Origin of the sequence: Trujillonella endophytica (assembly GCF_900110555.1) — a bacterium.
GTDB classification, from domain to species: domain Bacteria; phylum Actinomycetota; class Actinomycetes; order Mycobacteriales; family Geodermatophilaceae; genus Trujillonella; species Trujillonella endophytica.
In genome coordinates this window covers 87,861-114,271 of the sequence record NZ_FOEE01000012.1, presented here as the reverse complement: position 1 = coordinate 114,271, position 26,411 = coordinate 87,861, and the positions used below count along the sequence as shown (strand labels likewise).

Annotated in this window: 25 protein-coding genes; 8 read left to right on the top strand and 17 right to left on the bottom strand. The window is 75.2% G+C overall.

What is annotated here, in order from left to right:
* Positions 1–44 precede the first annotated feature (44 nt).
* Positions 45–566: a DinB family protein gene (locus tag BMY88_RS17770; RefSeq protein WP_091946605.1), complete on the top strand. Its 522-nt coding sequence runs from the start codon at positions 45–47 to the stop codon at positions 564–566.
* A 79-nt stretch (positions 567–645) separates the two neighbouring features.
* On the opposite strand, the gene BMY88_RS17765 is transcribed toward BMY88_RS17770, so the two are convergent.
* Positions 646–1,611, bottom strand: a complete 966-nt coding sequence (locus BMY88_RS17765) for a hypothetical protein (protein ID WP_244524765.1) — start codon at positions 1,609–1,611, stop codon at positions 646–648.
* A gap of 79 nt (positions 1,612–1,690) precedes the next feature.
* Here BMY88_RS17765 and BMY88_RS17760 point away from each other — a divergent pair, with 79 nt between their 5' ends.
* Complete coding sequence (locus BMY88_RS17760) at positions 1,691–1,909, top strand: hypothetical protein (protein ID WP_091946602.1); 219 nt, start codon at positions 1,691–1,693, stop codon at positions 1,907–1,909.
* A 133-nt stretch (positions 1,910–2,042) separates the two neighbouring features.
* Here the strand turns inward: BMY88_RS17760 and BMY88_RS17755 are convergent, their stop codons facing one another.
* A complete protein-coding gene (locus BMY88_RS17755; RefSeq protein ID WP_091946599.1) occupies positions 2,043–3,716 on the bottom strand; it encodes a hypothetical protein in 1,674 nt (557 codons plus the stop codon).
* Positions 3,717–3,974: 258 nt separating this feature from the next.
* On the opposite strand from BMY88_RS17755, the gene BMY88_RS17750 reads away from it, so the two are divergent.
* Positions 3,975–5,309: an MFS transporter gene (locus BMY88_RS17750; RefSeq protein ID WP_170861161.1), complete on the top strand. Its 1,335-nt coding sequence runs from the start codon at positions 3,975–3,977 to the stop codon at positions 5,307–5,309.
* A gap of 15 nt (positions 5,310–5,324) precedes the next feature.
* Here the strand turns inward: BMY88_RS17750 and BMY88_RS17745 are convergent, their stop codons facing one another.
* Positions 5,325–7,028 (bottom strand): PucR family transcriptional regulator, encoded by a 1,704-nt coding sequence (locus BMY88_RS17745; protein WP_091946592.1) that lies wholly within the window; start codon positions 7,026–7,028, stop codon positions 5,325–5,327.
* A gap of 161 nt (positions 7,029–7,189) precedes the next feature.
* Here BMY88_RS17745 and BMY88_RS17740 point away from each other — a divergent pair, with 161 nt between their 5' ends.
* Positions 7,190–7,651 carry a GlcG/HbpS family heme-binding protein gene (locus BMY88_RS17740; RefSeq protein ID WP_091946590.1) on the top strand — a complete coding sequence of 154 codons (462 nt, stop codon included), beginning with the start codon at positions 7,190–7,192 and terminating at the stop codon, positions 7,649–7,651.
* 111 nt (positions 7,652–7,762) lie between these two features.
* On the opposite strand, the gene BMY88_RS17735 is transcribed toward BMY88_RS17740, so the two are convergent.
* The 7 genes from BMY88_RS17735 to BMY88_RS17705 all read right to left on the bottom strand — a co-directional run bounded on the left by BMY88_RS17735 (position 7,763) and on the right by BMY88_RS17705 (position 14,187).
* The gene (locus BMY88_RS17735; RefSeq protein ID WP_091946732.1) at positions 7,763–8,200 is read right to left on the bottom strand and encodes a RidA family protein; all 438 of its coding nucleotides are present in this window, start codon (positions 8,198–8,200) and stop codon (positions 7,763–7,765) included.
* Complete coding sequence (locus BMY88_RS17730) at positions 8,193–9,821, bottom strand: gamma-glutamyltransferase family protein (RefSeq protein ID WP_211435704.1); 1,629 nt, start codon at positions 9,819–9,821, stop codon at positions 8,193–8,195. Before BMY88_RS17730 ends, BMY88_RS17735 begins: the two co-directional genes overlap by 8 nt.
* A complete protein-coding gene (locus tag BMY88_RS17725; protein WP_091946587.1) occupies positions 9,821–10,264 on the bottom strand; it encodes a Rieske (2Fe-2S) protein in 444 nt (147 codons plus the stop codon). Before BMY88_RS17725 ends, BMY88_RS17730 begins: the two co-directional genes overlap by 1 nt.
* Complete coding sequence (locus BMY88_RS17720) at positions 10,261–11,727, bottom strand: aldehyde dehydrogenase family protein (RefSeq protein ID WP_091946584.1); 1,467 nt, start codon at positions 11,725–11,727, stop codon at positions 10,261–10,263. The genes BMY88_RS17725 and BMY88_RS17720 overlap by 4 nt, the downstream gene beginning before the upstream one ends.
* Positions 11,727–12,959 (bottom strand): NAD(P)/FAD-dependent oxidoreductase, encoded by a 1,233-nt coding sequence (locus tag BMY88_RS17715; RefSeq protein WP_091946579.1) that lies wholly within the window; start codon positions 12,957–12,959, stop codon positions 11,727–11,729. Before BMY88_RS17715 ends, BMY88_RS17720 begins: the two co-directional genes overlap by 1 nt.
* Positions 12,956–13,336, bottom strand: coding sequence for a Rieske (2Fe-2S) protein (locus tag BMY88_RS17710; protein WP_091946577.1), 381 nt, complete (start codon positions 13,334–13,336; stop codon positions 12,956–12,958). The genes BMY88_RS17715 and BMY88_RS17710 overlap by 4 nt, the downstream gene beginning before the upstream one ends.
* A gap of 110 nt (positions 13,337–13,446) precedes the next feature.
* Entirely contained in the window at positions 13,447–14,187 is a 741-nt protein-coding gene (locus BMY88_RS17705; protein ID WP_091946574.1) for an iron-containing redox enzyme family protein, read from the bottom strand.
* Positions 14,188–14,348: 161 nt separating this feature from the next.
* Between BMY88_RS17705 and BMY88_RS17700 the strand changes: the two genes are divergently transcribed.
* Positions 14,349–15,083, top strand: coding sequence for a YoaK family protein (locus BMY88_RS17700; RefSeq protein WP_170861160.1), 735 nt, complete (start codon positions 14,349–14,351; stop codon positions 15,081–15,083).
* 12 nt (positions 15,084–15,095) lie between these two features.
* Here the strand turns inward: BMY88_RS17700 and BMY88_RS17695 are convergent, their stop codons facing one another.
* From BMY88_RS17695 to BMY88_RS17680, 4 genes are all read right to left on the bottom strand, one after another.
* Complete coding sequence (locus BMY88_RS17695) at positions 15,096–16,694, bottom strand: hypothetical protein (protein WP_211435703.1); 1,599 nt, start codon at positions 16,692–16,694, stop codon at positions 15,096–15,098.
* Entirely contained in the window at positions 16,691–17,536 is an 846-nt protein-coding gene (locus BMY88_RS17690; protein ID WP_170861159.1) for a phosphatase PAP2 family protein, read from the bottom strand. Before BMY88_RS17690 ends, BMY88_RS17695 begins: the two co-directional genes overlap by 4 nt.
* 308 nt (positions 17,537–17,844) lie before the next feature.
* Positions 17,845–19,446, bottom strand: a complete 1,602-nt coding sequence (locus tag BMY88_RS17685) for a hypothetical protein (protein WP_091946564.1) — start codon at positions 19,444–19,446, stop codon at positions 17,845–17,847.
* Positions 19,443–20,300, bottom strand: a complete 858-nt coding sequence (locus tag BMY88_RS17680) for a phosphatase PAP2 family protein (protein WP_211435702.1) — start codon at positions 20,298–20,300, stop codon at positions 19,443–19,445. The genes BMY88_RS17685 and BMY88_RS17680 overlap by 4 nt, the downstream gene beginning before the upstream one ends.
* Positions 20,301–20,460: 160 nt before the next feature.
* Between BMY88_RS17680 and BMY88_RS23920 the strand changes: the two genes are divergently transcribed.
* Entirely contained in the window at positions 20,461–20,622 is a 162-nt protein-coding gene (locus BMY88_RS23920) for a hypothetical protein (protein WP_170861155.1), read from the top strand.
* A 535-nt stretch (positions 20,623–21,157) separates the two neighbouring features.
* Here the strand turns inward: BMY88_RS23920 and BMY88_RS17675 are convergent.
* Complete coding sequence (locus BMY88_RS17675; protein WP_091946729.1) at positions 21,158–22,054, bottom strand: NAD(P)H-hydrate dehydratase; 897 nt, start codon at positions 22,052–22,054, stop codon at positions 21,158–21,160.
* On the bottom strand, positions 22,047–22,805 hold the full coding sequence (locus BMY88_RS17670) for a histidine phosphatase family protein (RefSeq protein WP_091946556.1): 759 nt from the start codon (positions 22,803–22,805) through the stop codon (positions 22,047–22,049). The genes BMY88_RS17675 and BMY88_RS17670 overlap by 8 nt, the downstream gene beginning before the upstream one ends.
* Before the next feature lie 246 nt (positions 22,806–23,051).
* Between BMY88_RS17670 and BMY88_RS17665 the strand changes: the two genes are divergently transcribed.
* Positions 23,052–23,339, top strand: coding sequence for a hypothetical protein (locus tag BMY88_RS17665; protein WP_139220509.1), 288 nt, complete (start codon positions 23,052–23,054; stop codon positions 23,337–23,339).
* A 22-nt stretch (positions 23,340–23,361) separates the two neighbouring features.
* Here BMY88_RS17665 and BMY88_RS17660 read toward each other — a convergent pair whose 3' ends face one another.
* Positions 23,362–24,423, bottom strand: a complete 1,062-nt coding sequence (locus tag BMY88_RS17660) for an alpha/beta fold hydrolase (protein WP_091946549.1) — start codon at positions 24,421–24,423, stop codon at positions 23,362–23,364.
* A 145-nt stretch (positions 24,424–24,568) separates the two neighbouring features.
* Here BMY88_RS17660 and BMY88_RS17655 point away from each other — a divergent pair, with 145 nt between their 5' ends.
* Positions 24,569–26,350 carry a sigma-54-dependent Fis family transcriptional regulator gene (locus tag BMY88_RS17655; RefSeq protein WP_091946544.1) on the top strand — a complete coding sequence of 594 codons (1,782 nt, stop codon included), beginning with the start codon at positions 24,569–24,571 and terminating at the stop codon, positions 26,348–26,350.
* Positions 26,351–26,411 lie beyond the last annotated feature (61 nt).

Genomic DNA, 26,411 nt, shown 5'->3' with positions numbered 1-26,411 from the left:
CGCGAGGCTGGTCCCATCGACCCCGACCGCGGAAGGCACCGACCATGACGACCACCAGCACCCTGACCCGCGAGCGCGCCGACCTGCTCGAGACGCTGCGCGCCCACCGCTGGTTCCTGCGCTACACCGTGCAGGGGCTCACCGAGGAGCAGGCCCGGCAGCGCACCACCGCCAGCGAGCTGACCCTCGGCGCCCTGATCAAGCACGTGGCGCACACCGAGCGCAGCTGGGCCGACTTCATCGAGCACGGCCCGTCGGTGATGGGCGGGCCCGACGACCCGGAGCAAATGGCCCGCTGGGAGGCCGAGTGGCGGATGGAGCCCGGCGAGACCCTTGCCGACGTCCTGGCCGGCTACGACGCCGTGGCCGCCCGCACGGACGAGCTCGTCGCCACCCTCCCCGACCTCGACGCCGACCACCCGCTGCCGGAGGCGCCGTGGTTCGAGCCGGGTGCGCGCCGCTCGGCCCGCCGGGTGTTCCTCCACATCGTGGCCGAGACCGCCCAGCACGCCGGGCACGCGGACATCCTGCGGGAGTCCCTGGACGGCCAGAAGACGATGGGCTGACGCCCCTGCCCGGGGCAATTCCGCGCTCCTGCCCCGGGGCAATTGTGCGCTCCTGCCCCGGGTCGGGCCGGGCCGCGGGTCAGCCCTCCTCGAGCTCCCGCAGGCGGGCCAGGGCGCGGTCCCGGGCGGCGGCGGCGTCACGGGCCTGCCGCTCCGCCGTCGTCCGGTGCCGCTCGGCCCGGCGGAGTTCGGCGGCGGCCTCCCCGGCCTCCTCCTCGGCCCGGGCCAGCTCGACGCTCAGCTCCTCGACGCGGGCCCGGAGGCGCTCGTGCCGCTCGTCGAGCTCGCCCGCGCGGTCCCGCTCCTCCTCGGCGCGGACGGCGGTCTCCTCCGCCAGCTCCGCGGCGGCGGTCGCCTCCTCCCGCGCCTGCGCGACCTCGCGCCGGTGCTGCTCCTCGGCCGCGCGCCGGGCCGCCTCCTCCCGCTCCCGCAGGCGCTCCTCCTCGCGGGCCCGCCGGTCGCCGTCCCCACGGTCCTCGCCCGCCCGGCTGCGCCTCGGCGGCGCGGGCGCCGGCTCGCGCACCACCCTCAGCTGCGGCCGCACGCCGGTCACCCCGCCCATGCCGCTGTAGCTCAGCGGTGAGCTGAGCCGGCCGCCCAGCACGGCCTCCCCCGCCCCGGGATCGGCCATCGCGGCCCGGAGGGTCTCCTCGACCTGCCCGGCGACGGCGGTGCTCACCGGGCGTCCGCGCTCGCGGGCGCGGGCGGCGGCCTGGCGGGTCAGCGCCGACAGCAGCTGCCCCCGCTGTGCGTTGAGCGCCCGCAGCTGGTCGCCGGCGAGGGACTCCTGCGCCTCCCGCAGCAGCCCGCCCAGCTCGACGAGCGCTTCGATCTCGTCACGGTGCGCCCGCACCAGCACGTTCACCACCCACGCCGCGGTCGACGGTTTGGGCAGGGCGGCGATCTCCTTGGCCAGGACGCGGTCCCCGTCGGCCCTCGCCTCGGCCGCCCGCGCGTTGCGGTCCGCCACGAACTCGTCCGGGTCCCCCGCGTACAGCTCGTCGGCGACGTCGTCCAGCGGCACGATCGCCAGCCTGCCCCCCATGCATGACCCTGCGCACACCCGACCCCCAGTGAGACTCAGGTCACAGACCGATGCGGAACCCATCGGTAACACTCGATCCATGGACGACGGGGCGCCCCGCGCGGACGTGGTGCGGACGATCGGGAGCGCGGTCGTGGTCGCCCTGGTGCTGGGCGTACTGCCCGTCGCGCTGGACGCCCCCGCCGTCTGGCGCGTCCTCGGGCCGGTGGTGGGCGTGGTCTTCGCGGCGCACGCCATCCGCGTCCTCTGGCGGCACGCGTTCAGCACCGCGCCGCCGCACCGGCCCCGCCGCTCCTGAGCCGCCGCGCCTCAGCCACCGCGACTCCGCCGGCCGGGCCCGTCCCACCCCGGACAGGCAGCAGCCCCGGCCCGCCGATCGCGGCCCGGGGCTGCTGCGTCCCAGGGGGTGCCCGGCGCGATGCCGGGCGGGGTCAGCCGAAGACCACCACCGCCACCACGGTGGAGACGACCAGCCCGGCCATGACCGGCAGGAAGCACCGCCGGGCCAGTTCGACCGCGGGCACCCGGCAGAAGCCGGCGACCGCCAGCAGCGAGGACCACGCGACCAGCGTGCCGCCGCCGGACCAGATGTTGCCCATCTGGCCGATGGCCGCCAGCGTCGGGCTGCTGACCCCGGCGCCCTCGGAGAGGGAGCCGGCCAGGGAGCCGGTGAGCGGCAGACCCGAGAAGCCGGAGCCCTCCAGGCCGGCGATCAGGCCGACGAGCAGGATGCCGAAGGCGGTGATCATGCCGCTGGACGGCAGCTGGTCCTGCCCCTTGACGACCAGGTCGTACAGGAACGCCGGCCCGGTCTCCTCGCCCAGGCCCATGATCTGGGCGGAGAACTCGCCATTGCCGAGGAAGAAGAATCCGGCGATCGGGAGCACGACGCCCATCGCCTTGAAGGCGAAGACGAGGCCGTCGACGATGTGCTCGGCGGAGGTTTCCATGAACGTGTGGCGGTTGCGGGCGAACGCGGCGCCGAACATCGTCAGCAGCGCGATCCCGCCGACGAGGGCCGCGGCGTCACCGCCCTGCAGGTCCGGCACGGAGTCCGAGACGCTGGCGACGATCAGGTAGACGATCAGGGCCGCGTAGGCCAGCGGCACGAAGAGCGCGAAGAACTTCGACGCCGCGGGCTTGTCCACCGGGTGCACGGTGTGTGCCTCCGCCGGGACCGGCTCCCCCGCCGGGGTGCCGCGCAGCGAGAGGCCGTGCCCGACCAGTCGCGGCTCGCCGGCCTCGTTCAGCGGCACCGCCGTGCCGACGAGCTCGCGCTCCTCGACGGCCGTGCCGCCGCCGGGGCCGCCCGGACGACCGGCCGTACCGCCTCCGCCGACGGCCCCGCCGCCCCCGGCGGTCACGCCGCCACCCGGGCCCTCGGGCACGTCGGCGCCGGACTCGGCGTCCGCGGACCGCAGACCCCGCTCGGCGGCGGTCTCCCAGTCGTCCAGCCACTGGTCGGCCGGCCGCCGCATCTTGCGGACCTCCATCGCGTACCCGATGGCCAGCGCGATCCCGCCCACGATCAGCGACATCACGAAGGCCCGGTCGGCGACGACGTTCGGGTCGGCGTTGGCCGCGGTGGCCGACAGGCCGGGCGCGACGCGGATGACGTAGTCCGACGACAGCGCCATGCCCTGGCCGGCGATCGCGATCGTGAAGCCGGCGGCAAGCGGCCGCAGCCCGGCGCGGATCGCCACCGGGACCAGCACCGCACCGATGAGCGGCACCGCGGGCGTCGGCCAGAAGAACAGCGAGATGAAGTACGTGACGATCACCAGCGTCCAGAACGCCAGGTGGCCGTTGCGCATGAGGGGCCGGAACGGCGCCACCATGCGCCGGTCGGCCCCCAGCCCCTCCAGCGACCGGAGCATCGCCGTCACCATGGCGATGATCAGGAAGATGTTGAAGAGGCTGGTCGCCGCCACGAGGCTGGCGTTGAAGACCGCCGACAGCCCCGTGGCCAGGCTGCCGGAGTACACCAGCGCCGTGAGGAAGGTGGCCACGACTGCCGGGACCACGATGTTCTTGCGCATGATCATCGTGGCGAGGATGACGACGACCCCGGCCAGGAAGACCCAGTGCGCTGCTTCGAGTTGCATCGACGCCCCTACGGGTGTGAGCCCAATGTGATGGAGAGCAACGTCCCCGAACGGGCGGGGACCGTCCATGAACGATGTGCACATCTCACCCACCGTGGAATGTGCAGCGTGCCGTAGGAACGTTTCCGGTCTGTTGACACGCTGGGGGCCGGCACGACACGGGGAGGACGTTCGGTGACCTCGATGCGACAGGCGCGGATCCCCCGTCCCGCGGTACCCAGCGGGGGCGGCGCGCTACCGCCGCGGGCGGGTTGGCTGTTGGCCGCACTGCTCGGCGCGACCTTCCTCGGGACCGTCAGCAACAACGTCGTCAACGTTCCGCTGCGCCAGATCACCGACGGCTTCACCGCCCCCGTGAGCCAGGGCGTGCTGGTCGCCTCGGCGACGGTCCTCGTCCTGGCCGTGGCCATGCCGGTCACCGGCTGGATCAGCGACCGCCTGGGCCGGCGGCGCACGCTCGTGCTCGCCATGTCGGTGCTCCTGGTCGGCACCCTGGGCGCCGCCCTCTCCCCCACGCTGCCCGTCCTGGTCGCCTTCCGCGCCGTCCAGGGGCTGGGCTGCGCCCTGGTTCCCGTCGCGGTCATGGGCACCCTGGCCCGCACCTGGCCCGACGACCGGCGCAGCCGCGTCATGGGCGCATGGGGTGCGGCCAACGGCATCGGCCAGGCGGTGGGACCGCCGGTCGGCGGCCTGCTCGCCGACGCACTGGGCTGGCGCGCCATCTTCTGGGTGCTGCTGCCGGTCACCGTGGGGGTCCTGGTCCTGGCCGCGACGATGATGCCGCGCGAGCGCGGCGAGCGGGTGCCGATCGACGTCCGCGGGGTCGGCTCCCTCACCCTCGGCGTGGCGGCCCTGATGACGGCGGTGACGATCGCGCCGCAGGACGTGCCGGGGTGGGCGCCGCTCGCGGCCGTCGCCCTCGGCGTCCTCGCTCTCGTCGGCTTCGTCGTCTCCGGGCTGCGGCGCCCCGACGGCTTCATCGACCCGCGGCTGCTGGTCGAGATGCGCTGGCTGCGCAGCGCCACCGGGGTGTTCGTGCAGCAGGTGACGCTGTTCTCGTTGCTGGTCGCCGTGCCGCTGCACCTGACCGGCGTCGTGGACCTGTCCGGCACGGCCACCGGGCTGCTGGTCTTCCTGCTGCCGGTGGTGTGGGCGGTCTCCGCCCCGCTGGTCGGGCGGCTGTCGGACCGCATCGGCCCGCGCCCGGTGCTGCGCACCGGCCTGCTGGTCCTGCTCGGCGTCTCCGTGCTGCTCGCGGTGCTCCTCGGCAACCGGTCGACCTCGGTGCCGGCCTTCGGCGTGCTGCTCGTCGTCGCCGGCCTGGGCGTGGCCCTGGTGCAGACCCCGTCGCTCACCGGCGCCACCCGCTCGCCGGCCGGCCAGAAGGGCGCGGGGCTGGGCCTGTTCAACATGATGCGGTTCGTCGGCGCCTCCGTCGGCGCCGCCGGCGTGGCCGCGGCCTACCCCGGCCACCTGTCCTGGTTGTTCGGCGGCTGCGCCGCGATCGCGCTCGGCGGCCTCGCGCTCAGCTTCGCCGGGCGCGAGGTGCCCGACGCCGCGCCGGCACCGGCGACGGCGCCCGTGGCCGGCTGACCCCCGGGCGAGGGCTCACGCCGGGCGGACCACCCGGTCCACCTCCGCGCCGGTCTCGGCGAGCAGGTCGAGGGTGTGCGCCAGCCAGACGGCGAACTGGTTCTCCGCCTGCCGCAGGTCCATGCCGAGCAGGCGCGAGGCCCGGTCCAGCTTGTAGAGCATCGTGTTGCGGTGGATGTGCAGGTCGCGGGCGGCGGCGTTGACGTTGCCCCCCGCGGACACGTAGGCGAGCACGGTCGCCTCCAGCTCCCCCGCCGACGGGTCGCGCAGCGGCGCCAGGACGTCGGTGGCGTAGGAGCGGCCGGTGCGGCTGGCGGCCACCTCCTCCAGCACCGCGTGCACCCGCAGCTCCTGGTAGCCGCAGACCGGCGCCAGCTCGAGCCGGCCCTGCAGCCCGTGGGCCAACCGCGCCTCGCGGTAGCTGTCGGGGATGGCGAGGGCTCCCACCGCGGGGCGGCCGTACGCCACCCGCACGGGCCGGCCCCCCTGGTCCTTGCGGCGGGACAGGTAGCGGTGCAGAGCGGTGGCGTACTCGCCGATCGTCGCCACGGCCATGTCCGGCGTCCCCATGGTCCCGCGGCGGGCGGCCTCCCGGACGACGACGAGCACGTCCCCGACCATCGCGGCCTGGGTGTGCCGGTCCTGCTCGGGCAGCAGCCGGGCCGCCTGCAACGCGATCCCCTGCAGGCGGGTGGGCGAGTCGACGTCCGCGGCCGTGGTCACCCCCGAGGCGACGACCACGCCGAACCACGACCGCACGGGGAACTCGTAGTGCGCCGCGCGGGCGCTGATGTCCTCGAGCGTGGCGAACCGGCCGTGCAGCAGGCCGTGCACGAAGTCCCCCCGTGCCTGCTCCTTGGCCCGTTGCACGCTGCGCAGCCGGAGCATCTCGGTGCCCACGATCGGTGCGGCCTGCTCCACGAGGACCCGGTGCTGTGCCAGGTCGTGCGGATGCGGGTCGTCGCTCTCCTCGAGCAGCACGATCCAGCCGTCGTGCCGGCCGCCGAGCACGATCGGGGTCAGCACGCACGCCAGCTCCCGCTCGGCGAGGACGAGCCCCGCCAGCCGCGGGTGCAGCTCGCGGGGCTCCCCCACCGTGCCGAGCGCCTCGGCCTGGGCGCCGAACGCCGCGACCAGCGCGTCGGGGTCGACCAGCCGCGGCTGCGGCTGCTCGAGCGCGGCCAGCGCCCCCGAGCTGTCGAAGACCGCGACCGGACGCTGGGACATCCGCGACATCTGGCTGCACAGCGCCGCCAGCTCGGCACCCCGGTAGAGCAGCTCGGCCAGGGCCCGGTGGACGGTGAGCCCGTAGCGGAGGTCGTGGGTCTCGCGGGCGAGGGTGAGATCGGCGACCAGCCGGCTGACGGTGGCGAAGGCGACGGTGTCCGACATCGTGGCCAGCGGGAGCCGGCAGGCGGCCGCGGCGTCGTCGGGCCCGGCCTCGTGCCCGTCCAGGAGCAGCGCGGCGGCACCCCGCGCGGCCAGGCGGGCGGCGGCCTCGGCCAGCGGCGTGCCGTCCGCGGCGAGGTCGGCGGCGTGCGCGTGCACGAGGACGCCGGCCAGCGGCTCCTCCTCCGCCAGCGCCGCACCCCACGGGGTGGCCCACTCCAGGCGGGTCACCGCGCCCGCGCGGCCGGCATGGATCCGTGCCCGGCGCAGCGCTGGTTCCTGCAGCAGGCGGGCCAGGGTGAGCGCGGCGTCGGAGTGGGCGTGCGGCATGGCGCGCTCCTTCGGTCAGAGTGCACAACTGCATACCCGGCGCGGGGGGCAGTGTCACCATTGCTGGCGGGATTTCGGCGCAGGAGTGTGGGGGTACGCCGTCCTCGCCCGTCCTGGGGACGGCAGTCGACCCGGCCCCAGGTCGGAGGAGGAGAACCCCCGTGCACCAGGTCTTCCGGATCACCCTCGACGACGCGCTGCCCGTGCTGCAGGCCGCCCGTGCCAAGGCCGAGGAGATCGGCGTCAAGCAGACCATCTGCGTGGTGGACGACGGCGGCAACGTCGTGGCCCTGCACCGGCTGCCCGGCGCCCGGCTGACCGGCGTGGAGATCTCGATCGCCAAGGCGTTCACCGCTGCCGGTCACGAGCGCGCCACGCACCTGTTCAACGAGCCGCCCAACGGCCCCGCCCTGCCGGGCAACGAGGCCTTCGGGATCAACCAGATGCTGCCGGGCAAGTTCGCGATCTTCGTCGGCGGCTTCCCGATCCTGCACGACGGCCAGGTCGTCGGCGGCGTCGGCATCAGCGGTGGCAACGGCGAGCAGGACAAGGCCGTCGGCGCCGCGGCGCTGCAGGGCTTCGCCGACCACATCGCGACGGTGGGCGTCGGCGAGCGCCCCTGAGCCCCCCGGGGCAATTCCGCGCTTCTGCTCCGTGCAGAAGCGCGGAATTGCTCCGTGCAGAAGCGCGGAATTGCCCCGGGCAGAAGCGCGGAATTGCCCGTCCAGAACGGATCAGCGGCGGACGGCGGCCAGCAGCTCGACCTCGACCGGCGCCCCGGAGGGCAGCGTGGCCACCCCGATCGCGGCGCGGGCCACGACACCGCGGTCACCCAGCCGCTCGAGCAGCACCGCCGAGGCGCCGTCGGCCACCGCCGCGTGCTCGGTGAAGCCGTCGACGGCGGCGATGAACACCGTCAGCTTCACGGCCCGCTCCACCGCGTCGAGCGAGCCGAGGGCCTCGGCGACGGCGGTCAGCGTGTTGCCGGCCGCGATCCCGGCCGCCTCTCGCGCGGTGGCGACGTCGACCTCCCGGCCCACCGTGCCGCGCACGAGCAGCTGCCCGTTGCGGCGCGGCGTCATCCCCGCCGTCCACACCATGCCGCCGTGGACCACCGCGGGGACGTAGGCCCCCTGCGGCGGGACGGCGCTGGTCGCGCGGTCCTCAGACACCGAGCGCCACCCCGTCCTGCCGCGGGTCGGCGCCGCCGAGCAGCACACCGCGCCGGTCGTCGACCGACACCACGAGACCGCTGCCGCCGGCACCCCAGCCGCCCATGTCCTGGACGACGTGGCCGCGGTCGGTGAGGCCGGCGATCGTGTCAGCCCCCAGCCGGCTCTCCACCTGCAGCGTCTCCGGGCTGCCCACCGCGTCGGCGTCGCTGCCGGGGTGGACGGTGAACCGGGGCGCGCCGACGGCGGCCTGCGGGTCGAGCCCGCCGTCGACCAGGTGCGAGATCAGCTGCATGTTCCACTGCACCTGGCCGTCGCCGCCGGGGGTGTTGCCCACGTGCCGCAGCCCGCCGGCGCGGTCGGTGACCAGCCAGGCGTTGAGCGTGTGCAGGGGCTTGCGCCGGGGCGCCAGCGCGTTGGGGTGCCCCGCCACCAGGTAGGCGCCGCGGCCGAGCCGGTTGTTCAGCGCGATCTGCGTGCCGGGGATCGAGATGCGGGCACCGTAGGTGAACGCCAGCGACGAGATGGCGCTGACCGCGCGGCCGTCGGCGTCGACGGCGACGCAACTCGTGGTGTCACCGGCCATGCCCACGCCCATCCCGGCCACCGCGGGCTCTCGGCTGAGCTCCGCCCGGGTCCGGGCGAGGTGTGCGGGGTCCAGCAGCGTGCGCCACTGATCGGTGTCGGAGCCGCAGCGCTCGTAGCGGTCGCGGAAGGCGCGGCGGGCGGCCAGCGCCATCCGGTGCACCGCCTCCGCGCCGAGGGTCGGCGGCCCGGCCAGGTCGCCGTCGAGCAGCCCGGCCTGCTGGAGCACCATCCAGCCGGGGGTGGGCGGCGGCGTCTGGTGGACCAGCAGGTCCCCGTAGGGCGCGACGATCGGGTCGAGCACCGGGACGGCGGCCGCGTCGGCCCACTCGTCCCCGGAGAACGGCGCCCCGCCGGCCCGCAGCAGGGCGACGGCGCGCTCGGCCAGCTCCCCGCGGTACAGCGCCAGGGGGTCGCCGGCGAGCATCTCGATGCAGTCCGCCAGCTCCGGCGCCGGGAGCAGGTCGCCGACGGCGGGCACCCGGCCGCCCGGCATCAGCCAGCGGCTGAGCCCCTCGTCGCGGACGATCGACCCGGCGTGCTCCGTGACGTCGGCGCGGTTCTTGACCGAGCAGGGCACCCCGGCGCGGGCGGCGGCGACCACCGGCGCCCACAGCTCGGCGAGGGAGCGGGTGGCACCGGTGGCGTGCAGCGTGGCGAGCGCGCCCATCGCCCCCGGGACGGCGACCGACCGGGCCCCGCCCAGCGGCAGCGCCGTCAGCCCCTCGTCGAGGTAGGCCTCGGCCGACGCGCCGTCGGGGCCGTAGCCGCTGCCGTTGACCGTCCAGACCCGCCCGTCGGGCTCGCGGACGACGGCGAAGGCGTCCCCGCCGATGCCGCACTGGCCGGGCAGGGTCAGCCAGGCCATGGCCGTCATCGCGAGGGCGGCGTCCACGGCGTTGCCCCCGCGTGCGAGCACGTCCGCACCGAGCCGGCTCACCGCCGGCGAGCTGCTGGTGACCATCCCGCCGGTCGCGACGGTCGGCCCGCGTCCGGCTTCCTCCGCCGGCGACCAGGTGCCGCTGCCGACCGCCATCAGCCGGCCGCCGGCGGCTTCCGCCGGCGGGGCCCGCCCTCGAGCACGTCGCGCTCGGAGACGCCGACCAGGACCTGGCCGTCCTCCTCGCGCACCGGGTAGGTGCGGATCGGCTCGGTCGCCGGCGGCTGGATCGGCGCGCCGGTCTCCAGGTCGAAGACGCTGTTGTGGCACGAGCAGCGGATGCCGTCGTCCTGCAGCTTCCCGGAGCTCAGCAGGCAGTCCAGGTGGGTGCAGTAGTTGGAGGTCGCGTACGCCTTGCCGTCGAGGCGGGCCACCGCGATCTCGAGCTGGCCCTTGTCGGTCTCGGCGTAGAAGCGGCGCACGTACCCCTCGGGGACCTGCCCCTTGCGGCAGATCCGCACGAACTGGCACTCGGTGCTGGCCGCGGCGAGTTCCTCGTCGGTGGCCGGCGTGGGCTTGGTGTTCTCCGGAGTGCTCATGCGCTCAGGTACACCGTCTTGTCGGCCGTGTAGAAGGTCATCATCGCTTCTCCCGCCTGCTCCTTGGACGTCTGCGTGCTGCTGTCCTTCAGCCCCCCGAAGGGCGCGTTCATCGACTGCCCGGTGGTGGTCTGGTTGATCTTCACCAGGCCGGCGGGCACCTCGCGAGCGAAGCGCATCGCCCGGGCCAGGTCGTTGGTCACGATGCCGGCCGACAGGCCGTACCGCGTGGCGCCCGCGACCTGGATCGCCTCGTCGAACGACCCCACGCGCAGCACCGCGAGCACCGGGCCGAAGACCTCCTCGGTCGCCAGCGCGGAGCCCGGGTCGACGTCGGTGAAGACGGTCGGGCGGACGAAGTGGCCGTGCGCGAGGTCCGCGCCCTCGGGGGCCTCGGGGCCGCCCGTGACCAGGCGGGAGCCGGCGTCGAGCGCGCGCCGGATGTGCCCGACGACGTTGTCCCGCTGCCGGGCGGTGGCCTGCGGGCCGGCGTCGACGCCGTCGGTCAGGCCGTTGCCCACGCGCAGCTTCTCCGCCTTCGCGGCCACCCGCTCCACCAGGGCGTCGTGCACGTCGGCGTGGACCAGGACGCGGCTGGTGCCCGTGCACGCCTGGCCGGCGAGGCCGAAGGCACCCTTGGCGATGAGGGTGGCAGCCCGGTCGAGATCGGCGTCCTCGAGCACGATCATGGGGTTCTTGCCGCCCATCTCCAGCTGCGTGCGCTGGCTGGCGCGCACCACGGAGTGGATCGACTCCCCCACCGCGGTGGAGCCGGTGAAGGTGATCGCGTCGAGTCCGTCGTCGGCGACCAGCGCCTTCGACACCTCGGCGCCGCCGTGCAGGACGGCGAGGGCGCCCGCCGGCACGCCCCCCTCGAGCAGGGCCTCGACCAGCCGGGTGCCCAGCAGCGGGGTGACCTCGCTGGGCTTGAACACCACGCCGTTGCCGGCGGCCAGCGCCGGGCCGAGCTTGCGGGAGGGGATGTTCAGCGGGAAGTTCCACGGGGTGATCGCCGCGACGACGCCGACCGGCCCCCGCCAGGTGAACAGCAGGCTGCCGTCGCTGCTGGGGATGGTCGACCCGGTGGTCCGCAGCGCCTCGCCCGCGTAGAAGCGCAGGTTCATCGGCGTGCGCGAGACCTCCATGGTCGCCTCGGCGCGCGTCTTGCCCTCCTCGCGGACGAGCTCCTCGACCAGGCTCGCGCGCCGGCCCTCGAGCACCGTGGCGGCCTTCTCCAGGACCGCGCCGCGCTGCTCCGGGGTCTTCGCGGCCCACTCGTGCCAGCCGGCGCGCACGCCGGCGACGGCGGCCTCGGCGTCCTTCGCGTCGGACTCGGGATAGGTGCTGACCAGGTCGCGCTCGTCGGCCGGGTTGCGCCGCTCGGCCGTGCGGCCGGTGACCGAGTCGGTCCACTGGCCGTCGACCAGGTTGCGCACGGCGACCGTCGGGGTGGTGGTGCTCATCAGGCGTTGACCTCCTCGGAGTCGAGCAGCTCGTCGAGCTCGACCCCCTCGTCGGCGAGCTGCTCGGCTCGCACGGGGATCTCCAGGTCGATCAGCTCGCGGGCCACCGAGACGTCCTCGCCGCGCTCGACCGTGGCCGCGGCGACCAGCAGGCCCCCGCGCAGCCAGAACACGGTCCCGTCCAGCGCGGACAGGTCGCCGCGGGCGACCATCCGGTCGTCGGGGCGGATGCCCCCCAGGCCGAGGCCCTGGATGTTGATGTCGTACTGATCGGTCCAGAACCAGTGGGGGTCGGCGAACGTCGTCGGCCTGCCGGCGATCGTCTTCCCGATCGCGGCGGCCTGCTGCTGGGCGACGTCGACGTGCTCGACGCGCAGCCGGCCGTACCGGGGGTGGTCGTGGGCGGCGACGTCGCCGGCGGCGAACACCGTGGGGACCGAGGTGCGGCACTCCGCGTCGACCTCGACGCCGTTGCCGACGACGAGGCCGGACCGGACGGCGACCTCGGTGTTCGGCTCGATGCCGATGCAGACCACCAGGTCGTCGACGGTCTCGGCGCCGGCCGCGGTCGTCACGGTGACGCCGTCGGCCGTGGCCCGGACCGACTCGATGCCCTGCCCGAGCCGGAACTGCACGCCCTTGCCGGCGTGCAGCGCCTGGACGGCGGTGCCGATGTCGGCGCCGACGCCGCGGGCCAGGATCACCGGGGCGACGTCGAACACGACGACCTCGGCCCCGCGACCGACCGCCGCGGCCGCGACCTCGGTGCCGAGGAAGCCCGCGCCCAGGACGCCGATGCGCCGGCCGGGCGCGAGCCGCTCGCGCAGGCGGTCGCTGTCGGCGAGCGTGCGGATGGTGTGGATGCGGTCGCCCTCGACGCCGGGCAGCTGCCGGGGGCGGCCACCCGTGGCGAGGACGACGAGGTCGGCGGGGATGCTGCCGCCGTCGGCGAGGAGCACCGAGGAGGTGGCGGCGTCGACCCGCTCGACCGGGGAGCCGGTCCGCAGGGTGACGTCGTTGGCCGCGCACCACTGGGGGTCCAGCAGCCACAGGCCGCTCTCCCCGGCGCCGGCCAGGCGCTCCTTGGACAGCATGGGCCGCTGGTAGGGGCCGGTCGGCTCGTCGCCGAGGATCACCAGCGGGCCGGCGAAACCCCGCCGGCGGGCGGCCTTGACGAGGGCGGCGGCCACGTGGCCGGCGCCGACGACGACGACGGTCTGCTCGGCGGTCACGGCCGCTCGCTCCCGGCCGCGGCGACGTCGGGGGTGTCCTCCAGGCCGCTGCTCTCGCGCGGCGTGGCGGGGACGGTGCCCACCAGGACGGCGCCGGAGTCCGAGACCTGCACCGGCCAGGTCGCCTGGCACCCGGGCTGGTCCTCGGGACGGCCGCTGCGCGGGTCGAACTTCCACTGGTGCCCGGGGCAGATCACCTGGCCGTCGAGGATCGTGCCCTTGGTCAGGAACCGCTCCTTGTGCACGCACACGTCGTCCAGCGCGAACACCTCCCCGTCGATGAGGAACAGCGCCACGGGCCTGCCGTCGACGATCACCTGCTTCTTCTTGCGCCGGGTGAGCTCCTTGAGCTCGGCGACGTGCACCCACTCGCTCATGGGTTCCTCCGGGGGTCTCGGGACGGCGGTCGGGCGAGGTCGGTCAACGCCGAGCGGGGTGCCGGGGACGGGTGCGTCCCCGGCACCCCGCTCGTGGCCGGCCGGTGGGGTCAGGCCTTGGCCGCGGCCTCGAGGTCGGGCGCGACATAGGAGTCGAAGAGCGACTTGGTGTAGCTGAAGCGCATCTCCGCGCCCCAGCGGATGAACTGCAGGCAGCGCTGCTGCAGCTCGACGGTGGTGGCGTTCTCCAGCACGATCTGGAACCCGCGCTCGCCGTGGACGACGTCCGAGGTGATGTGCAGGTCGAAGAACTCGATCTCGTCCTCGGTGAAGCCGTAGGTCTCGCGCAGCGGGACGATCTGCTTCTTGTAGATGTCGGGGACCTGCGACTCCAGGCCGACGACCAGGGCCGCGGTGGCCACCACGAAGTGCTCGCGGTAGGCGGTGGCGTAGCACCACGCCTGCAGGCCGCGGGTCACGGCGTTGGCGTTGTTCGGGTCCTCGATGCGCTCCTTGGTGGTGCCGCAGGCCTCACCGAAGCGGATGAGCAGGTCGGTGTGGCGGATGTCGGCCAGCTCCTCCTCGTACATGTTCTGGAGGAGGAAGTCCTTCGCCTCGGTGCAGGTGTCCGGGGTGTTGGCGTACACGATGCCGAGGTAGTCGGCGAAGGGGCCGACGTACTGGTAGTGGTTCTCGGCCCAGCGGGCGAAGTGGTGGCGCTCGAGCTTGCCGTCTGCCCACGCCTTGCTGAACGACGCGTTGCTGGCCTCGCGGCCCTTGATCGCGTCCAGCATCGCGGCGCGGAACTCCTCGGGGCCGAGCAGCTGGGTGGGAGCGAGAGTCTGGGTCATGGATTCGCCTTCTCTTCCGTCGGCTCCACGTGGGTGGCTGATGCAGCAAGTCTGACCCCGGCGCGGGACCCGCATCACGGTCAAGGTGCACAGGGATGCGCTCCGTTCGTGGGCACTTCGTCCAAGCCGACGTGCTTGCGCGGTCAGGGAGACTGCTCCCCGTGCCCGGACCCGCCACCGCCCCTCCCCCGCCGGCCGCCGTCGCCGAGGCCCCCGGCCCGGTCGACCGCATGACCACGGGCCTGCGCCAGTGGCTCGTCGTCGTCCTCGCGATCGTCAGCGGCGCCACCGACGCGATCGGCCTGCTCGCCCTCGGCGGGGCCTTCACCAGCGTCATGACCGGCAACCTGGTGATCCTCGGTGCCTCGGCCAGCACGACCGACGGCGCGCTCGCGATCGCCAGCGGCGGCGCGATCGTCGCCTTCTGCATCGGGGTGTGGCTGGGGGCCCGGCTGGCCGGCGGAGCCCGGCCGGGCGACGCGGTGTGGCCCCGCCCGGTGACCGTGGGGCTGGCCGTGGAGCTGGGGATGCTGTCGGTCTACGCGATCGGCTGGTGGATCAGCGGCGGGGAGCCCGGTCCGGTCCTCACCCAGGTCCTGCTGTTCGTCATGGCCGCCGCGCTCGGGGTGCAGAGCAGCACGGTGCAGCGCTTCGGCGTCAACGGGCTGTCGACCACCTACCTGACCGGCACGCTCACGACCGTCGTCATGAAGCTGGCCTCGGGCAAGGGGCTGCGCGAGATCCGGGGCAGCCTGGAGATCCTCTCCGGCCTGGTCGTCGGCGCCGCCGCCGGCGCGCTGCTGATCGAGGTGGCCCCGCTGACCGCGCCGGTGCTGCAGCTCGGCTGCCTGGCCGCCGTGCTCGTCACCGCGCTCGTGGTCACCCGGCGCCGCTGACCGCCCGGTCGGCTAGCCGCAGCTGTCCGAGTCGCGGCCCACGACGCCGGTCAGGGACAGGTCGCCGGCGAGGACGTAGGTGCCCGGCACCGGCGCCTGCAGCGTGATCCAGCCGTCCTCGGTCGGCAGCAGGCACGCCGTGACGTCCGGATCGGCGACGCTGCGGGCCACCAGGTACCGGTTGGGCCGCACCTGCACGGGGTGTGCCGCGACGTCGGGGACCTCGACGACCAGCTCCGCGGGCGAGGCCGAGAGCAGCACGAGGGGGGCCGGCACGATGGGGCGAGCGTTTTGGACCCGGTAGAGGCTCCAGTTCTCGTCGTGCCAGACCCGGGTCAGGTAGGGCAGGCCGGACTCCACCAGCTCCGCCTCCTGCTCCGCCCGGGCGAGCGGGTCGGCGGCGACCGCCACGTAGGCGACCGCGTTGTCGTCCAGCCACCCCCGGTAGCCCGCCGCGTCCAGCGCCCCCGGCTCGAAGAGGACGGCGTTGTGGAAGTTGTCGGTCTGGTCCTCCCAGCCGCGGGCCAGCGCGATGTCCGGGCCGAGGGAGTGCGAGCCGGCGCGCGACCAGTTGTCGACCACCTCGACCCGGTACCCGGTGAGGTCGGGGCGGCCCAGCAGCTCGGCGCGCAGCGGCTCGTAGTCCTCGGCGCCGTAGCCGTCGTCCAGGGCGGCGACCTCGTCCCGGCCCGCCGCGAACACCGACCAGCACAGCACCGGGACCAGGAGCAGCAGCAGCGGCCGGGGCCGCCAGCGCGACCAGGCGAGCACCGCGCACGGCAACACGAGGTAGGTGAACCGGCCCATGTTGGCGCCGACGCCGGTGGGGACGACGAACAGCACGAGCGCGGCGGCCACCGTGAGCGGGACCAGCCAGTGCTGCCCGGTGCGCCACAGCGCCGGCCAGACCACGAGCGCGAGACCCGCCGTGAGGGCCAGCGTCGTCCACGGGAACTGGTAGGCGCCGGGCGCGCCGAACAGCGCGAACGGCACGAGCACCCCGAGCCCCGCGCCGGCCAGCGAGGCCACCACCGGCCGCGACCGGCGGCCGCCGTCGGCGAGGAGGGGGAGCGTCAGCAGGCCGGCGAACGCCGGCACCAGCGGGCTGGCCAGGCCGGCGACGACCAGGAGGGCGGCCCCGAGGACGGCGCGCCGCTCCCGCAGGGCCAGCACGGCCGCCAGGCCGACCGCCGCACCCACGGCGAACGCCACCCGGCCGGCCAGCAGGTTGCTCATCGCCGCGGCGGCGACGGCCCAGCGGAAGAGGGCCGGGTGCGCGGTGCCGCGCGACAGCGGCAGGGCCAGGGCGACGACGGCCAGCGGCGCGACCAGCGCCAGCGTCCGCGAGCCGACCAGCTGGGACAGGAACGGCACCACCGAGGAGTAGCTCCCGGGCGAGATGCCGCCGTACCAGTTGAACCAGTAGGTGAGGCCGGCACCGGCGTCCGCCGCCTGCTCGCGCGCCAGCGCGGCCTGCAGGTCGGCGACGGGCGGGTCGAGCAGCCACATGACGGTGGCCGCCACGGCGACGGCCACCAGCGGCCCCAGCGCCGCCGCGGCCGGCCCGAGCGGCCGCCGGACGCCGGCGGACGGCCCGGCGAGCGCGGTCACGCCGGCGCCGCCTGCTCCCGCCTGGCCCGCAGTTGCCGGTCGACGAGCACGACGAGCCCGGCGACGAGCACGAGCAGGGCCACCCCGGCGACGATGTCGAGCAGGTAGTGGTTGGCGGTCGCCATCACCACGACGAACGTGCTCAGCGGGTACCCCACCGCCAGGACGCGCACCCACGTGCGGCGCACCAGGAGGTAGACCACGGCGCCGCACCAGGCCGCCCAGGCGCAGTGCAGCGACGGCATCGCGGCGAACTGGTTGCTGATCATCTCCGGCCCCGGCGCGCCGGAGGTCGCCCACCAGCCCCACGTCGAGGTCTCGCGCATGACGTCGACGAAACCCTCCCCGGCCATCAGCCGCGGCGGCGCGGTCGGCAGCAGGTAGAAGCCGATCAGCGCGAGGAAGGTCGTCCCCATCCAGATGGCGCTGGCCACCCGGTAGTGGGCACGGCGGCGCCGGTAGAGCCAGATGAGCACCAGCGGCGTCAGCCAGAAGTGGAAGCTCTGGTAGTGCACCGCCACCACGGCGGACAGGACGTCGGAGCTCGCCACCCAGTGGTTGAGCGGCCGCTCCCACGACAGGAACAGGGCGTCCTGGACGCGCAGGATCGCCGCCCCGGTCTCGTAGGCGGTCGCGCGGTCCTCCCAGCCGACCCCGTTGCGGATCGACGAGTAGAACTTGTACAGCCCGTAGAGCAGCACGAACTCGAACAGTCCGACGAGCGTGGGCAGCCCCGGCAGGAAGCGGGCGAGGCGCGCCGGTTCGGGGGCGCCGACGACGTGCGAGGAGTCGGAGCGGTCCAGGCGAACCTCGGTCCCGCCGACGGCCACGGTGTCGGTCACGCCCACTCCCTCTCCGTTTCCCGCGCCCCCGCGGGGCGCCCGGGGCGCCGCTCGCGTCCGTCCGGGGACGGTTCCCGAGGTGCACCCGGCGGGGGTCCGCACCGGCGCGGCCCCTGCCGCGGGAGCACGTGGCGCGCGCCCGGCCGGCAGACCGGGTCCCCGCTCGCGGGCAGCGGACCGGCCGCCGCACCGCACACCACGCCGGGCGGACCCGTCGGGGACCGTCGGCGCGGTGGAGGGTCACCCTATGCGAGGACCACCCGTGTCGGTGTGCTCGTCGCCCCCGGCGCGCCCCCCGCCGGCCCCGGTCAGCACTCGTCCGGCGCACCGCCCAGGGCGGCGTCGAGCGAGAACTCCCCCTCCAGCACGTACCGGCCCGGCACCGGCGCCCGGAGGGTGACCCAGTCGTCGGGGGTCGGCGTGAAGCAGGCCGTGACCCCGGGATCGGCCTCGCTCCGCGCGACCAGGTACCGGTTGGGGCGGATCTGCAGGTGGTGCTCGGCGGTGTCGGGGACGTCGACGACCATCCGCGACGGCGCCGCCTCCACCAGCGTCAGCGGCGGCGGCACGATGGGCGCCGGGTCCTCGACGCGGTAGAGGGTCCACCGCTCGTCGGCCCACACGCGGGTCAGGTAGGGCAGGTCGGCGTCGATGAGCCCCAGCACCGCCCGGGTGCGGAAGTTCGTCAGCGGGTCGGCCGCGACCGCGATGTAGGCGACGGCGTTGTCCGCCAGCCAGCGGCGGTAGTCGGCCGCCGACGGCATCTCCTCGTCGAACAGCGAGTCGTGGTAGCGCGACTCCGTCTGGTTCTCCCAGCCCCGCGCCAGCCACACCGACGACCCGAGCTCGTGGGACCCGACGTGGCTGCTGCTGTCCAGCAGTTCGACCCGGTGCCCCTCGAGGTCCCCGCGCGCGAGCAGGGCGTCGCGCAGCGAGGTGTAGTCCTCGGCCGCGTAGCCGCCCTCGACGGCGACGAGCTGGTCGTGCACCGGGTTCTGCACCAGCCAGACCAGCGCGGGGAGGAGGGCGGCCAGCAGGCGCACGCCACCCCAGCGCGACCAGACGATCAGCACGCACGGCAGCACGAGCGAGAAGAACCGGCCGAGGTTGGAGCCCACGCCGTTCGGGACGACGGCGAGGACGACGGTGACCGGGGCGACCAGCGGCAGCAGCCACCGCTGCTCCGTCGTCCGCAGCGCGGGGTAGGCGGCGAGCCCCGCGAGGATCCCCCAGACGAACGTGACGCCGCCGAAGGGCTGCGACCCCCCGGTGCCGAACAGGACGACGGGGAGGGCGACGCCGGCCCCGGCGCCCAGCAGCAGGCTGCGCACCGGGGGCGACCGGTGGCCCCCGGCGAGCAGGAGGGGGACCGTGACCAGCCCCGCGAAGGCCGGCGCGAGCGGGCTCGCCAGCCCGGAGACGGCCATCAGCAGTCCGCCGAGGACCACCCGGCCCCGCGTGAGCGCCAGCACCGCGGCGAGGGCGACCGCCGCGGCGACCCCGAAGGCCACCCGCCCGGCGAACATGTTGCTCACGGCCGCGGCGCAGATGCACCACCGGAGCAGGGCGGGGCGCGCGGTGTCCCGGGCGAGCGGACCACCCAGCGCCGTGACCGCGAGCGTGGCGAGCACGAGGAGGCCGAACGAGCCGATGCCCCGGGAGAGGGCGGGCACGAGCGAGGAGTAGCTGCCCGGGGACAGCCCGCCGTACCAGCTGAACCAGTACGTGACGCCGACGCCGGACTCCGCGGCCTGCTCGCGGGCGATCGCCGCCTGCAGGTCGCCGACGGGCGTGTCGAACAGGCCCATCGCCGCCGCCGCCGCGGCGGCGGCGGGCACGGGGGCGTAGGTCGCGAGGAGTCGCGCGGCCCGGGAGCGAGCGGTCGCGGGGAGCGCCGCGACCGCGGTCACGCCGTGGCGGCCGTCGTCCGCCGGTTCTGCACCTGCCGGGCCCCGAGCACGACCACCCCACCGACGACGAGCAGGAGCACCGCGCCGGCGAGCACGTCGAGGAGGAAGTGGTTGCCCGAGCCCATGACGACGAAGAAGGTGCTCAGCGGGTAGAGCACCCCGACCACGCGGACCCAGGTACGGCGCACCATCACGGCCAACACGATGCCGCACCACAGCGCCCACGCGCAGTGCAGCGAGGGCATCGCGGCGAACTGGTTGCTGATCGCGTCGCTGGCCGGCGCGCCGGAGGCCGGCCACCACCCCCAGCTCGCGGTCTGGCTCATCACGTCGACGAAGTCCTCGCCGCTCATCAGCCGCGGCGGGGCGGTCGGCATGAAGTAGAAGCCGAGCAGCGCCACGGCCGTGGTGGCCATGAGCGCCCCGCTGACGACCCGGTACTCCGCGCGCCTCCGGCGGTACAGCCAGACCAGGACGGCGGGGGTCACGAGGAAGTGCAGCGTGGCGTAGTGGACGGCGACCAGGGCGGCGAGCACGCCGGAGCCCTGGACCCAGTCGTTGAGGCCCCGCTCGAACGCCAGGTTCCAGGCGTCCTCGAGGTGCAGGATCGCGGTCGCGTTCTCGAAGGCGATCGTGCTGACGTCACCCACGCTGTTGCGGACCAGGGAGTAGAGCGCATAGAGCACGGCGAGCAGCAGGATCTCCGACCACCAGGTCAGGCCCACCGGGCCGCGCAGCCGGGATCGGCCTCCGTACCCCGGGACGGCGTCGCCGTCGAGGCCGAGGGCCAGGTCGCCGAACCGGTCCCTGGAGCCGAACGTCCGCGATCCGCGGACGGCGGCGATCTCGGTCACGCCTGCTCCTCCTTCTCGTCGTCCCAGCGCTCTCTCCGTCCCCATCGGCCGATCGGTGTCCGACCTTGACCGTACGAGACGTCGCGGAGCCGCATCCGTGCCCCGCTCCCCCGGCCGCCCCTAGGGTCGGGGGCGTTCCCGCTCGTCCTCGGAGGTGCCCGTGCCCCTGCTCGCCGTCATCGGCGTCCTGATCGTCGTCTGGCTCGTGGTCGCGATCATCGGAGCCGTCGTCAAAGGTCTCTTCCTGCTGCTCATGGTGGGGCTCGTCCTCCTCCTGCTGACCGCGGCCTGGGGGTGGGTGCGGAAGGACTCGCGGCGGTGAGGCCGGCGCCCCGCCGGGGCCGTCCCGACCCCCGCCGCCAGGACCCCGGCCGCGGTCGAGGGCGGGCTGCCGCTCGTCCGTGCCGCGCCGCAGCGGCCGGCGGTGCCGGGTGTCCGAGCCCGTCGACGCTGCGGTCGGTCACCATACGCACTCCCCCCCGAGCAGGTGAACAGGTTCTTCCCGCCGGCGAGCCGCCACGCCGGGTCCGGATGTCACGCAGAGTCACCGACCGCGCTGACGGCCGCCACCCTCCGCGCAGACGCTTGGACGGGATGTGGGCGTCGGCCCTGGGCGGCGCCCGGCGCCTCGTGGAGGCCGACCGTGCCGCCCGCGAGCGCTGCGGGGGAGGGCAGGTGACGACGGCCCTTCGCCGAGCGGGGGCAGCGGTACTCGCCTGCGCCGTCCGCCGATCCGCCAGGCCGCGACGGTCGCGAGCGACCGGCAGCACACCGTCGACGTCCACGAGGGCTGACGGCGGAGGTGCACCCGATGATCTCGGCGTCCGCCCGGCCGTTCGGCGGCGCGTAGCGGCCGGTCAGATCTCGAGCTCGGCCAGGACGCGCGGGATCTCCGCGGGGAGCTCGCGGGCGAGGAAGCCCAGGCCACCGACCGCCGCGGCCAGCCGCTCCCCCGCCCGGCCGTGCAGGTGGGCGGCCCACACGGCGGCCTGCTCGGGCTCGGCGCCGCGGGCCAGCAGGCCGGCGGTGACCCCGGCGCGGACGTCGCCGGAGCCGGACACGCCGAGCCCGGCGCCGCCGCTCTCGTCGCGCCAGAGGGAGCCCCCGGGCGAGGCGACCCACGAGGTCACGCCGCCCACCGCGACGGGAACGCCGGTCCGCCGCGCCAGCTCCAGCGCCGCGCCGGCGAGGTCGTCGTCCACCTCCGCCTGGTCCCGGTGCAGGGTCAGCGCCAGCTCGCTGGGGTTGGGGGTGAGCACGGCCCGGCCCGCCAGCCGCTGCAGGCAGCCCGGGTCGGCGGTCACGCTGGCGATGCCGAGGGCGTCGAGGACGACGGGGCAGTCCAGGGAGGGCAGCAGCCGGTCGGTGAGCCGCCGGGCCTCCTCGACGTCGGTCATGCCCGGCCCGACGAGCACGGCGGAGGCGCCCTCCACGAGGTCCTCGAGCCGGTCGACGCCGTCCGCGGCGAGCGCCCCGCTCGACGTCTCCGGCAGCCCGCGGACCAGCGCCTCGGGCAGGGCGACCGACAGGATGCTGGCAACGCTGGCCGCGGTCGCGACCTGGAGCTTGCCGGCGCCGGCGCGCATCGCCGCCTCGGCCGCCAGCAGCACCGCGCCCGGGACCTCCGCGCTGCCGCCCACGATCAGGATCCGGCCGCGTGACTCCTTCCCGCCGGTGGGCGCCGGCAGCCGCCAGCCGCGCAGCAGCTGCGGGGTGACGAGGTCGTGCTCGTGGTCGTCCGCGCGGTCAGGCACGGGCGACACCGGGCTCTCCGGGCACGGGCTCCTCCTCGGTGACGGGTTCCTCGGCGCGGGCGAGGTGGCCCACGGCGCCCGACTCGGCGAGCCGGAGCACGCCGTCGGCGTCGGCCTCGTAGCTGGTCACCGAGCAGTTGGCGACCGGTTCGCGCCGGGCGAGCTCCAGCAGCTCGGGCTCGGTCAGCTCCTGAAGGACGTAGCGGAAGACCATGACGACCGCCTGGTGCGAGCCGACCAGCAGCCGCTCGCCGGGCGAGTCCAGGCGCGCGCCCAGCAGCACGCTGCGGACCCGTAGCGCGACGTCGGCCCAGCTCTCGCCGCCCGGGGGGCGGTAGTAGAACTTGCCGAGCAGGTCGCGCCGCTGCGCCTCCTCGGGGTACTCGGCGCGGATGCCGGCGCCGGTCATGCCGTCGAAGGCGCCGAAGTCCCGCTCCCGGAGCCGCTCGTCGTAGCGGATCGGCAGGTCGAGGCCGGCGGTGTCCGCCGCGATCCGCAGCGTGTCGGCGGCGCGGGTGAACGGGGAGCTGAGCAGGACGGTGGGGCGCCGGTCGGCCGGCAGGTCGCGCAGCCAGGTGCCCAGCGCCTCGGCCTGGCGGCGGCCGGCGTCCGACAGCGGCACGTCGGGGTCACGGACGTCGAGCTCGAGCCGCGCGGCGCCGGCCTGGCCGGCGCGGGCGTCGGCGACGTTGCCCTGGCTCTCCCCGTGCCGCACCAGCCACAGCGCGGTCGGTCCCGGGATCGCGGCCATGCGGCTCCTCGTGGCGCTCGGTGCGCGGGGGCGTTCCCCGCCGCCGTGCGCCTCTAGCCGATCCGCCGTCCGCTGAAACGACGGGCGCGGAGCGGTTGCCGACCGGTGCACATCCCGCGGCGGCGCACCGGCGGGAGCGGCCGGGAGCCTTGCCGACGACCGGCAGTCCGGGGCGCCGCGGCTGACCGGCGTCGGCCCTGGTCGGCGTCGCGGTGCGCGGGCAGGGTGGAGCCCAGGAGGTACACCGTGCTCAGCAGCTTCGAACGGCGTATGTGGGACGAGATCCAGCAACAACACCCCGCCGGCGCCGAGGACCCCGCGTACACCCGCCCGCCCCCGGAGGAGCGAGCGGTCGAGCAGCTGCCGGCCGTGCTGGTCGGCGGCATGTGGGCCGCGATCCTGCTGGTCCTGTTCGGCGCCGTCGTCGCGGGCCTCGCCGTCGCCACGGCCACGGCCGCGGGCCTCGTGCTCTGGCGCGCCCGGTCCCGGCGCCGACGTGCGGCACCGCGCGACGACCGGCTGCCCGGCGGCTGAAGCCGGGACCGGGCCCGGGCGCTCAGACGCGGGTGGCGAGGAGCTCGCCGAGGTGCCGGTCGATCTGCGGCATGTAGCTCGGCGCGACGCCGAACAGGCCGAGGTGGCCGAGGACCTCCTCGATCACCCGCAGCTCGGCGCCCGGCACCAGCTCCTGCTCGGCCCGGCAGTCCCGGGGCGGGAAGAACATGTCCTCGTCGATCGGCATGACGTAGGTCTTCGCCGTGATCCGCCCCAGGGCGGCCGCGAGGTCGCCGCCGGTGTGGCGGGCGACGTCCCCGTGCTGCCACTTCCAGGCCATGCACAGCAGGTCGTTCGGGTCCATGGCGGTGAAGTACGGACGCAGGAACCCGTCGAGGAAGGCCTCCTTGGAGTCGAACTCCATCGCCCGCCAGAACTCCAGCTTCCAGGCCTCGGTGGAGAACCCCATGACCCCCCAGATGTCGGCGTGGCGGGTCAGCCCCGCCACCACGTCGGCGTTCGACTTGTACTCGCCGTCGGCGAAGCCCGGGTCGGAGGTGATCGCCGCCATCAGCACGTCGGCGAAGATCTGGTCGTGCGGGGTGTTCTGCGCCGTGCCGGCGATCGGCGCCGCGCGCAGCACCTTCTCCGGGAAGCGGACCGCCCACTCGTAGGTCTGCTGGGCGCCCATCGACCCGCCGACCACCAGCTGCAGGCGCTCGATGCCGAACCGCTCGCGCAGCAGCCGCTCCTGGGCCACCACGTCGTCGCCGATGCGCACCCGCGGGAAGTTCGACATCGCGATCGACGCGTTGTCGCCGTCGGCGTTGTGCGGCGACACCGACAGCCCGCTGCCGATCTGGTCGATCGCGACGATGAACCACCGCGAGGGGTCCAGGGCGTGCCCCTCCCCCACGTAGGCGTCGCGCCAGATCTGGTGGGTGCCGGAGTACCAGGTGGTGATGAGGACGGCGTTGTCCTTCTCCGGTGACAGCTCGCCCCAGGTGGTGAAGGCCAGCCGGCAGTCGGGGATCGTCCCGCCCTCCTCGAGGTCGAGGCGGCCGACGCTCGCCACCTCGTACTCGCCGTGGAACTCGGGGCCGTAGAACGGGTTCTCGATCATCGGTTCTCCTCCGGAGCTCGCCGGGCCGGCGGGGTGCGCCGGCCCGACTGTGTCGGGGGCGCCGACCGCCGAGGTGTCCGGAAGTAGGACATCTGCAGCCCTTGACCCCTGCTCCACGATGTGACGTGAGACACAGGGAGCCGCCATGCCCGAGCGCTCGGACCGGACGCCGTCACTGACCGGCGCACGCGTGCACCTGATCGAGGACGCGGACCCGGCCCTGCGCGGCGTCCCCGACCACGTGGCGGCGTCGTGGCGGCGCAGCCTCTCCTGCGGCGTCGACCCCCGCGCGGTCGCGCACTCCTACTCCACGGACCTCGATCTGGGCTCCCGGCTCATCCGCTGCGCGCAGCCGGTGATCGAGCAGCTCGCCGAGGAGATCGCCGGCGCCCCGATGTGCGTCGCCCTGACCGACGACCGCGCCCGGCTGCTGATCCGGCGGGACAGCGACTCCTGCATCGGCCGGGCCCTCGACCGCGTGTACTTCGCCCGCGGCTTCGGCTACGCCGAGGACACGGTCGGGACCAACGGCGTCGGCACGGTCCTGGAGTCCGGCACGTCCGTGCAGATCGTCGGCGCCGAGCACTTCGTCGAGCCGCTGCAGGTGTTCGCCTGCGCGGGCGCACCGATCCGCGACCCGTTCACCGGCCGCATCGACGGCGTGCTGGACATCAGCTGCCGCAGCGAGGACTCGACGCCGCTGATGCTCTCGCTGGTCCGCTCCGCGGCCGCGCGCATCGAGCGCAACCTGCTCCTGGACCGGGACCGGGTCCAGCAGGCGCTGTTCGAGCTGTACTCGCGGGTCGACGCGCGGGGTCACGACGCGGTCCTCGCCGTCGGCCGGCGGGTCGTGCTGGCCAACACGGCGATGCAGACCCTGCTCGGCCCCGCGGACCGCGGGGCCCTCGAGGACCACCTGCGGTTCGCGATGAGCGGGCCGGCCGGGCTCGACGACCGGCTGGTCCTGCCGTCCGGGACGCCGGTGCGCGTCCGCCGGTCCACGGTCTCGGCCGGCGGCGACGTCGCCGGCGTCGTCGGCGTGGTCAGGGTCCTCGACGACGACCACCCGCCGGCGGGTTCGGCGACGCGGACTTCCCGGCCGCTCGCGTCCGGGAGCGGGCCGGCCCCCGACGAGGCCGGCACCAGCCCAGCGTGGCGGGCGGCCGCGGCCATCGTCGAGGAGGCGCTGCGGGCGGACGTGCCCGTCGTCGTCCTCGGCGAGCCGGGCTCGGGGCGGGCCACCCTGCTCGCCGGCATCCACCGGCGGGTGCACCCGGCGGGCCGGGTCGTCCTCGTCGCGGCGGAGGAGGTGGAGGCCGCGCCCGCCGCGGTCGCCGAGCGCCTGCTCCGGGCCGGGCGCGGCGCCGAGCTGCACGTGCTCCGCGACGTCGACCGGCTGTCCCCGCCGGCCGCGCAGACCCTCCTCGACCGGCTGGGCGGCGGCGCGCGGCCGGTCGAGGGCCTGGCCGCCACGGCCGCTCCCGGCGGCGCGGCGCCGTCCCCGCTGCTGGCCGTGTTCGCCGCGTCGGCGTCGGTCCCGCCCCTGCGGCACCGGTCCGCCGACGCCCCGGCGCTCGTCCGGAGCCTGCTGGGCGAGCTCGCCCCGCAGCGCCGGATCCGGCTGGACGACGAGGCGATGCGGCTGGTGCTCCGCTACCGCTGGCCGGGCAACGTGCGGCAGCTGCGGGAGGCCCTGGCCGCGGCGCTGCGGGTGCGCCCGGTCGGCTGCATCCGGGCGCAGGACCTGCCCACCTACTGCTCGAGCGTGCCGCGCACCGCGCTGCGCCCCGTCGACGAGGCCGAGCGCGACGCGATCGTGACCGCCCTGCGCGCCACGGGCGGCAACCGGGTCGCGGCGGCGGCCGAGCTGGGGCTGGCGCGGTCGACCCTCTACCGCAAGATCCGGCACTACGGCATCAGCGTCTGAGCCCCGCCGGCGGTGTCCGGGTCGGCGGCGGTGTCCGGTTTTGGGACACCGCCGGGACACC

Excerpts from the sequence above, each read along its gene's own strand:
- BMY88_RS17770 (WP_091946605.1), top strand. The coding sequence starts at position 45 with ATGACGACCACCAGCACCCTGACCCGCGAGCGCGCCGACCTGCTCGAG.
- BMY88_RS17765 (WP_244524765.1), bottom strand. The coding sequence starts at position 1,611 with ATGGGGGGCAGGCTGGCGATCGTGCCGCTGGACGACGTCGCCGACGAG.
- BMY88_RS17760 (WP_091946602.1), top strand. The coding sequence starts at position 1,691 with ATGGACGACGGGGCGCCCCGCGCGGACGTGGTGCGGACGATCGGGAGC.
- BMY88_RS17755 (WP_091946599.1), bottom strand. The coding sequence starts at position 3,716 with ATGCAACTCGAAGCAGCGCACTGGGTCTTCCTGGCCGGGGTCGTCGTC.
- BMY88_RS17745 (WP_091946592.1), bottom strand. The coding sequence starts at position 7,028 with ATGCCGCACGCCCACTCCGACGCCGCGCTCACCCTGGCCCGCCTGCTG.
- BMY88_RS17730 (WP_211435704.1), bottom strand. The coding sequence starts at position 9,821 with ATGGCGGTCGGCAGCGGCACCTGGTCGCCGGCGGAGGAAGCCGGACGC.
- BMY88_RS17725 (WP_091946587.1), bottom strand. The coding sequence starts at position 10,264 with ATGAGCACTCCGGAGAACACCAAGCCCACGCCGGCCACCGACGAGGAA.
- BMY88_RS17720 (WP_091946584.1), bottom strand. The coding sequence starts at position 11,727 with ATGAGCACCACCACCCCGACGGTCGCCGTGCGCAACCTGGTCGACGGC.
- BMY88_RS17710 (WP_091946577.1), bottom strand. The coding sequence starts at position 13,336 with ATGAGCGAGTGGGTGCACGTCGCCGAGCTCAAGGAGCTCACCCGGCGC.
- BMY88_RS17705 (WP_091946574.1), bottom strand. The coding sequence starts at position 14,187 with ATGACCCAGACTCTCGCTCCCACCCAGCTGCTCGGCCCCGAGGAGTTC.
- BMY88_RS17670 (WP_091946556.1), bottom strand. The coding sequence starts at position 22,805 with ATGGCCGCGATCCCGGGACCGACCGCGCTGTGGCTGGTGCGGCACGGG.
- BMY88_RS17660 (WP_091946549.1), bottom strand. The coding sequence starts at position 24,423 with ATGATCGAGAACCCGTTCTACGGCCCCGAGTTCCACGGCGAGTACGAG.
- BMY88_RS17655 (WP_091946544.1), top strand. The coding sequence starts at position 24,569 with ATGCCCGAGCGCTCGGACCGGACGCCGTCACTGACCGGCGCACGCGTG.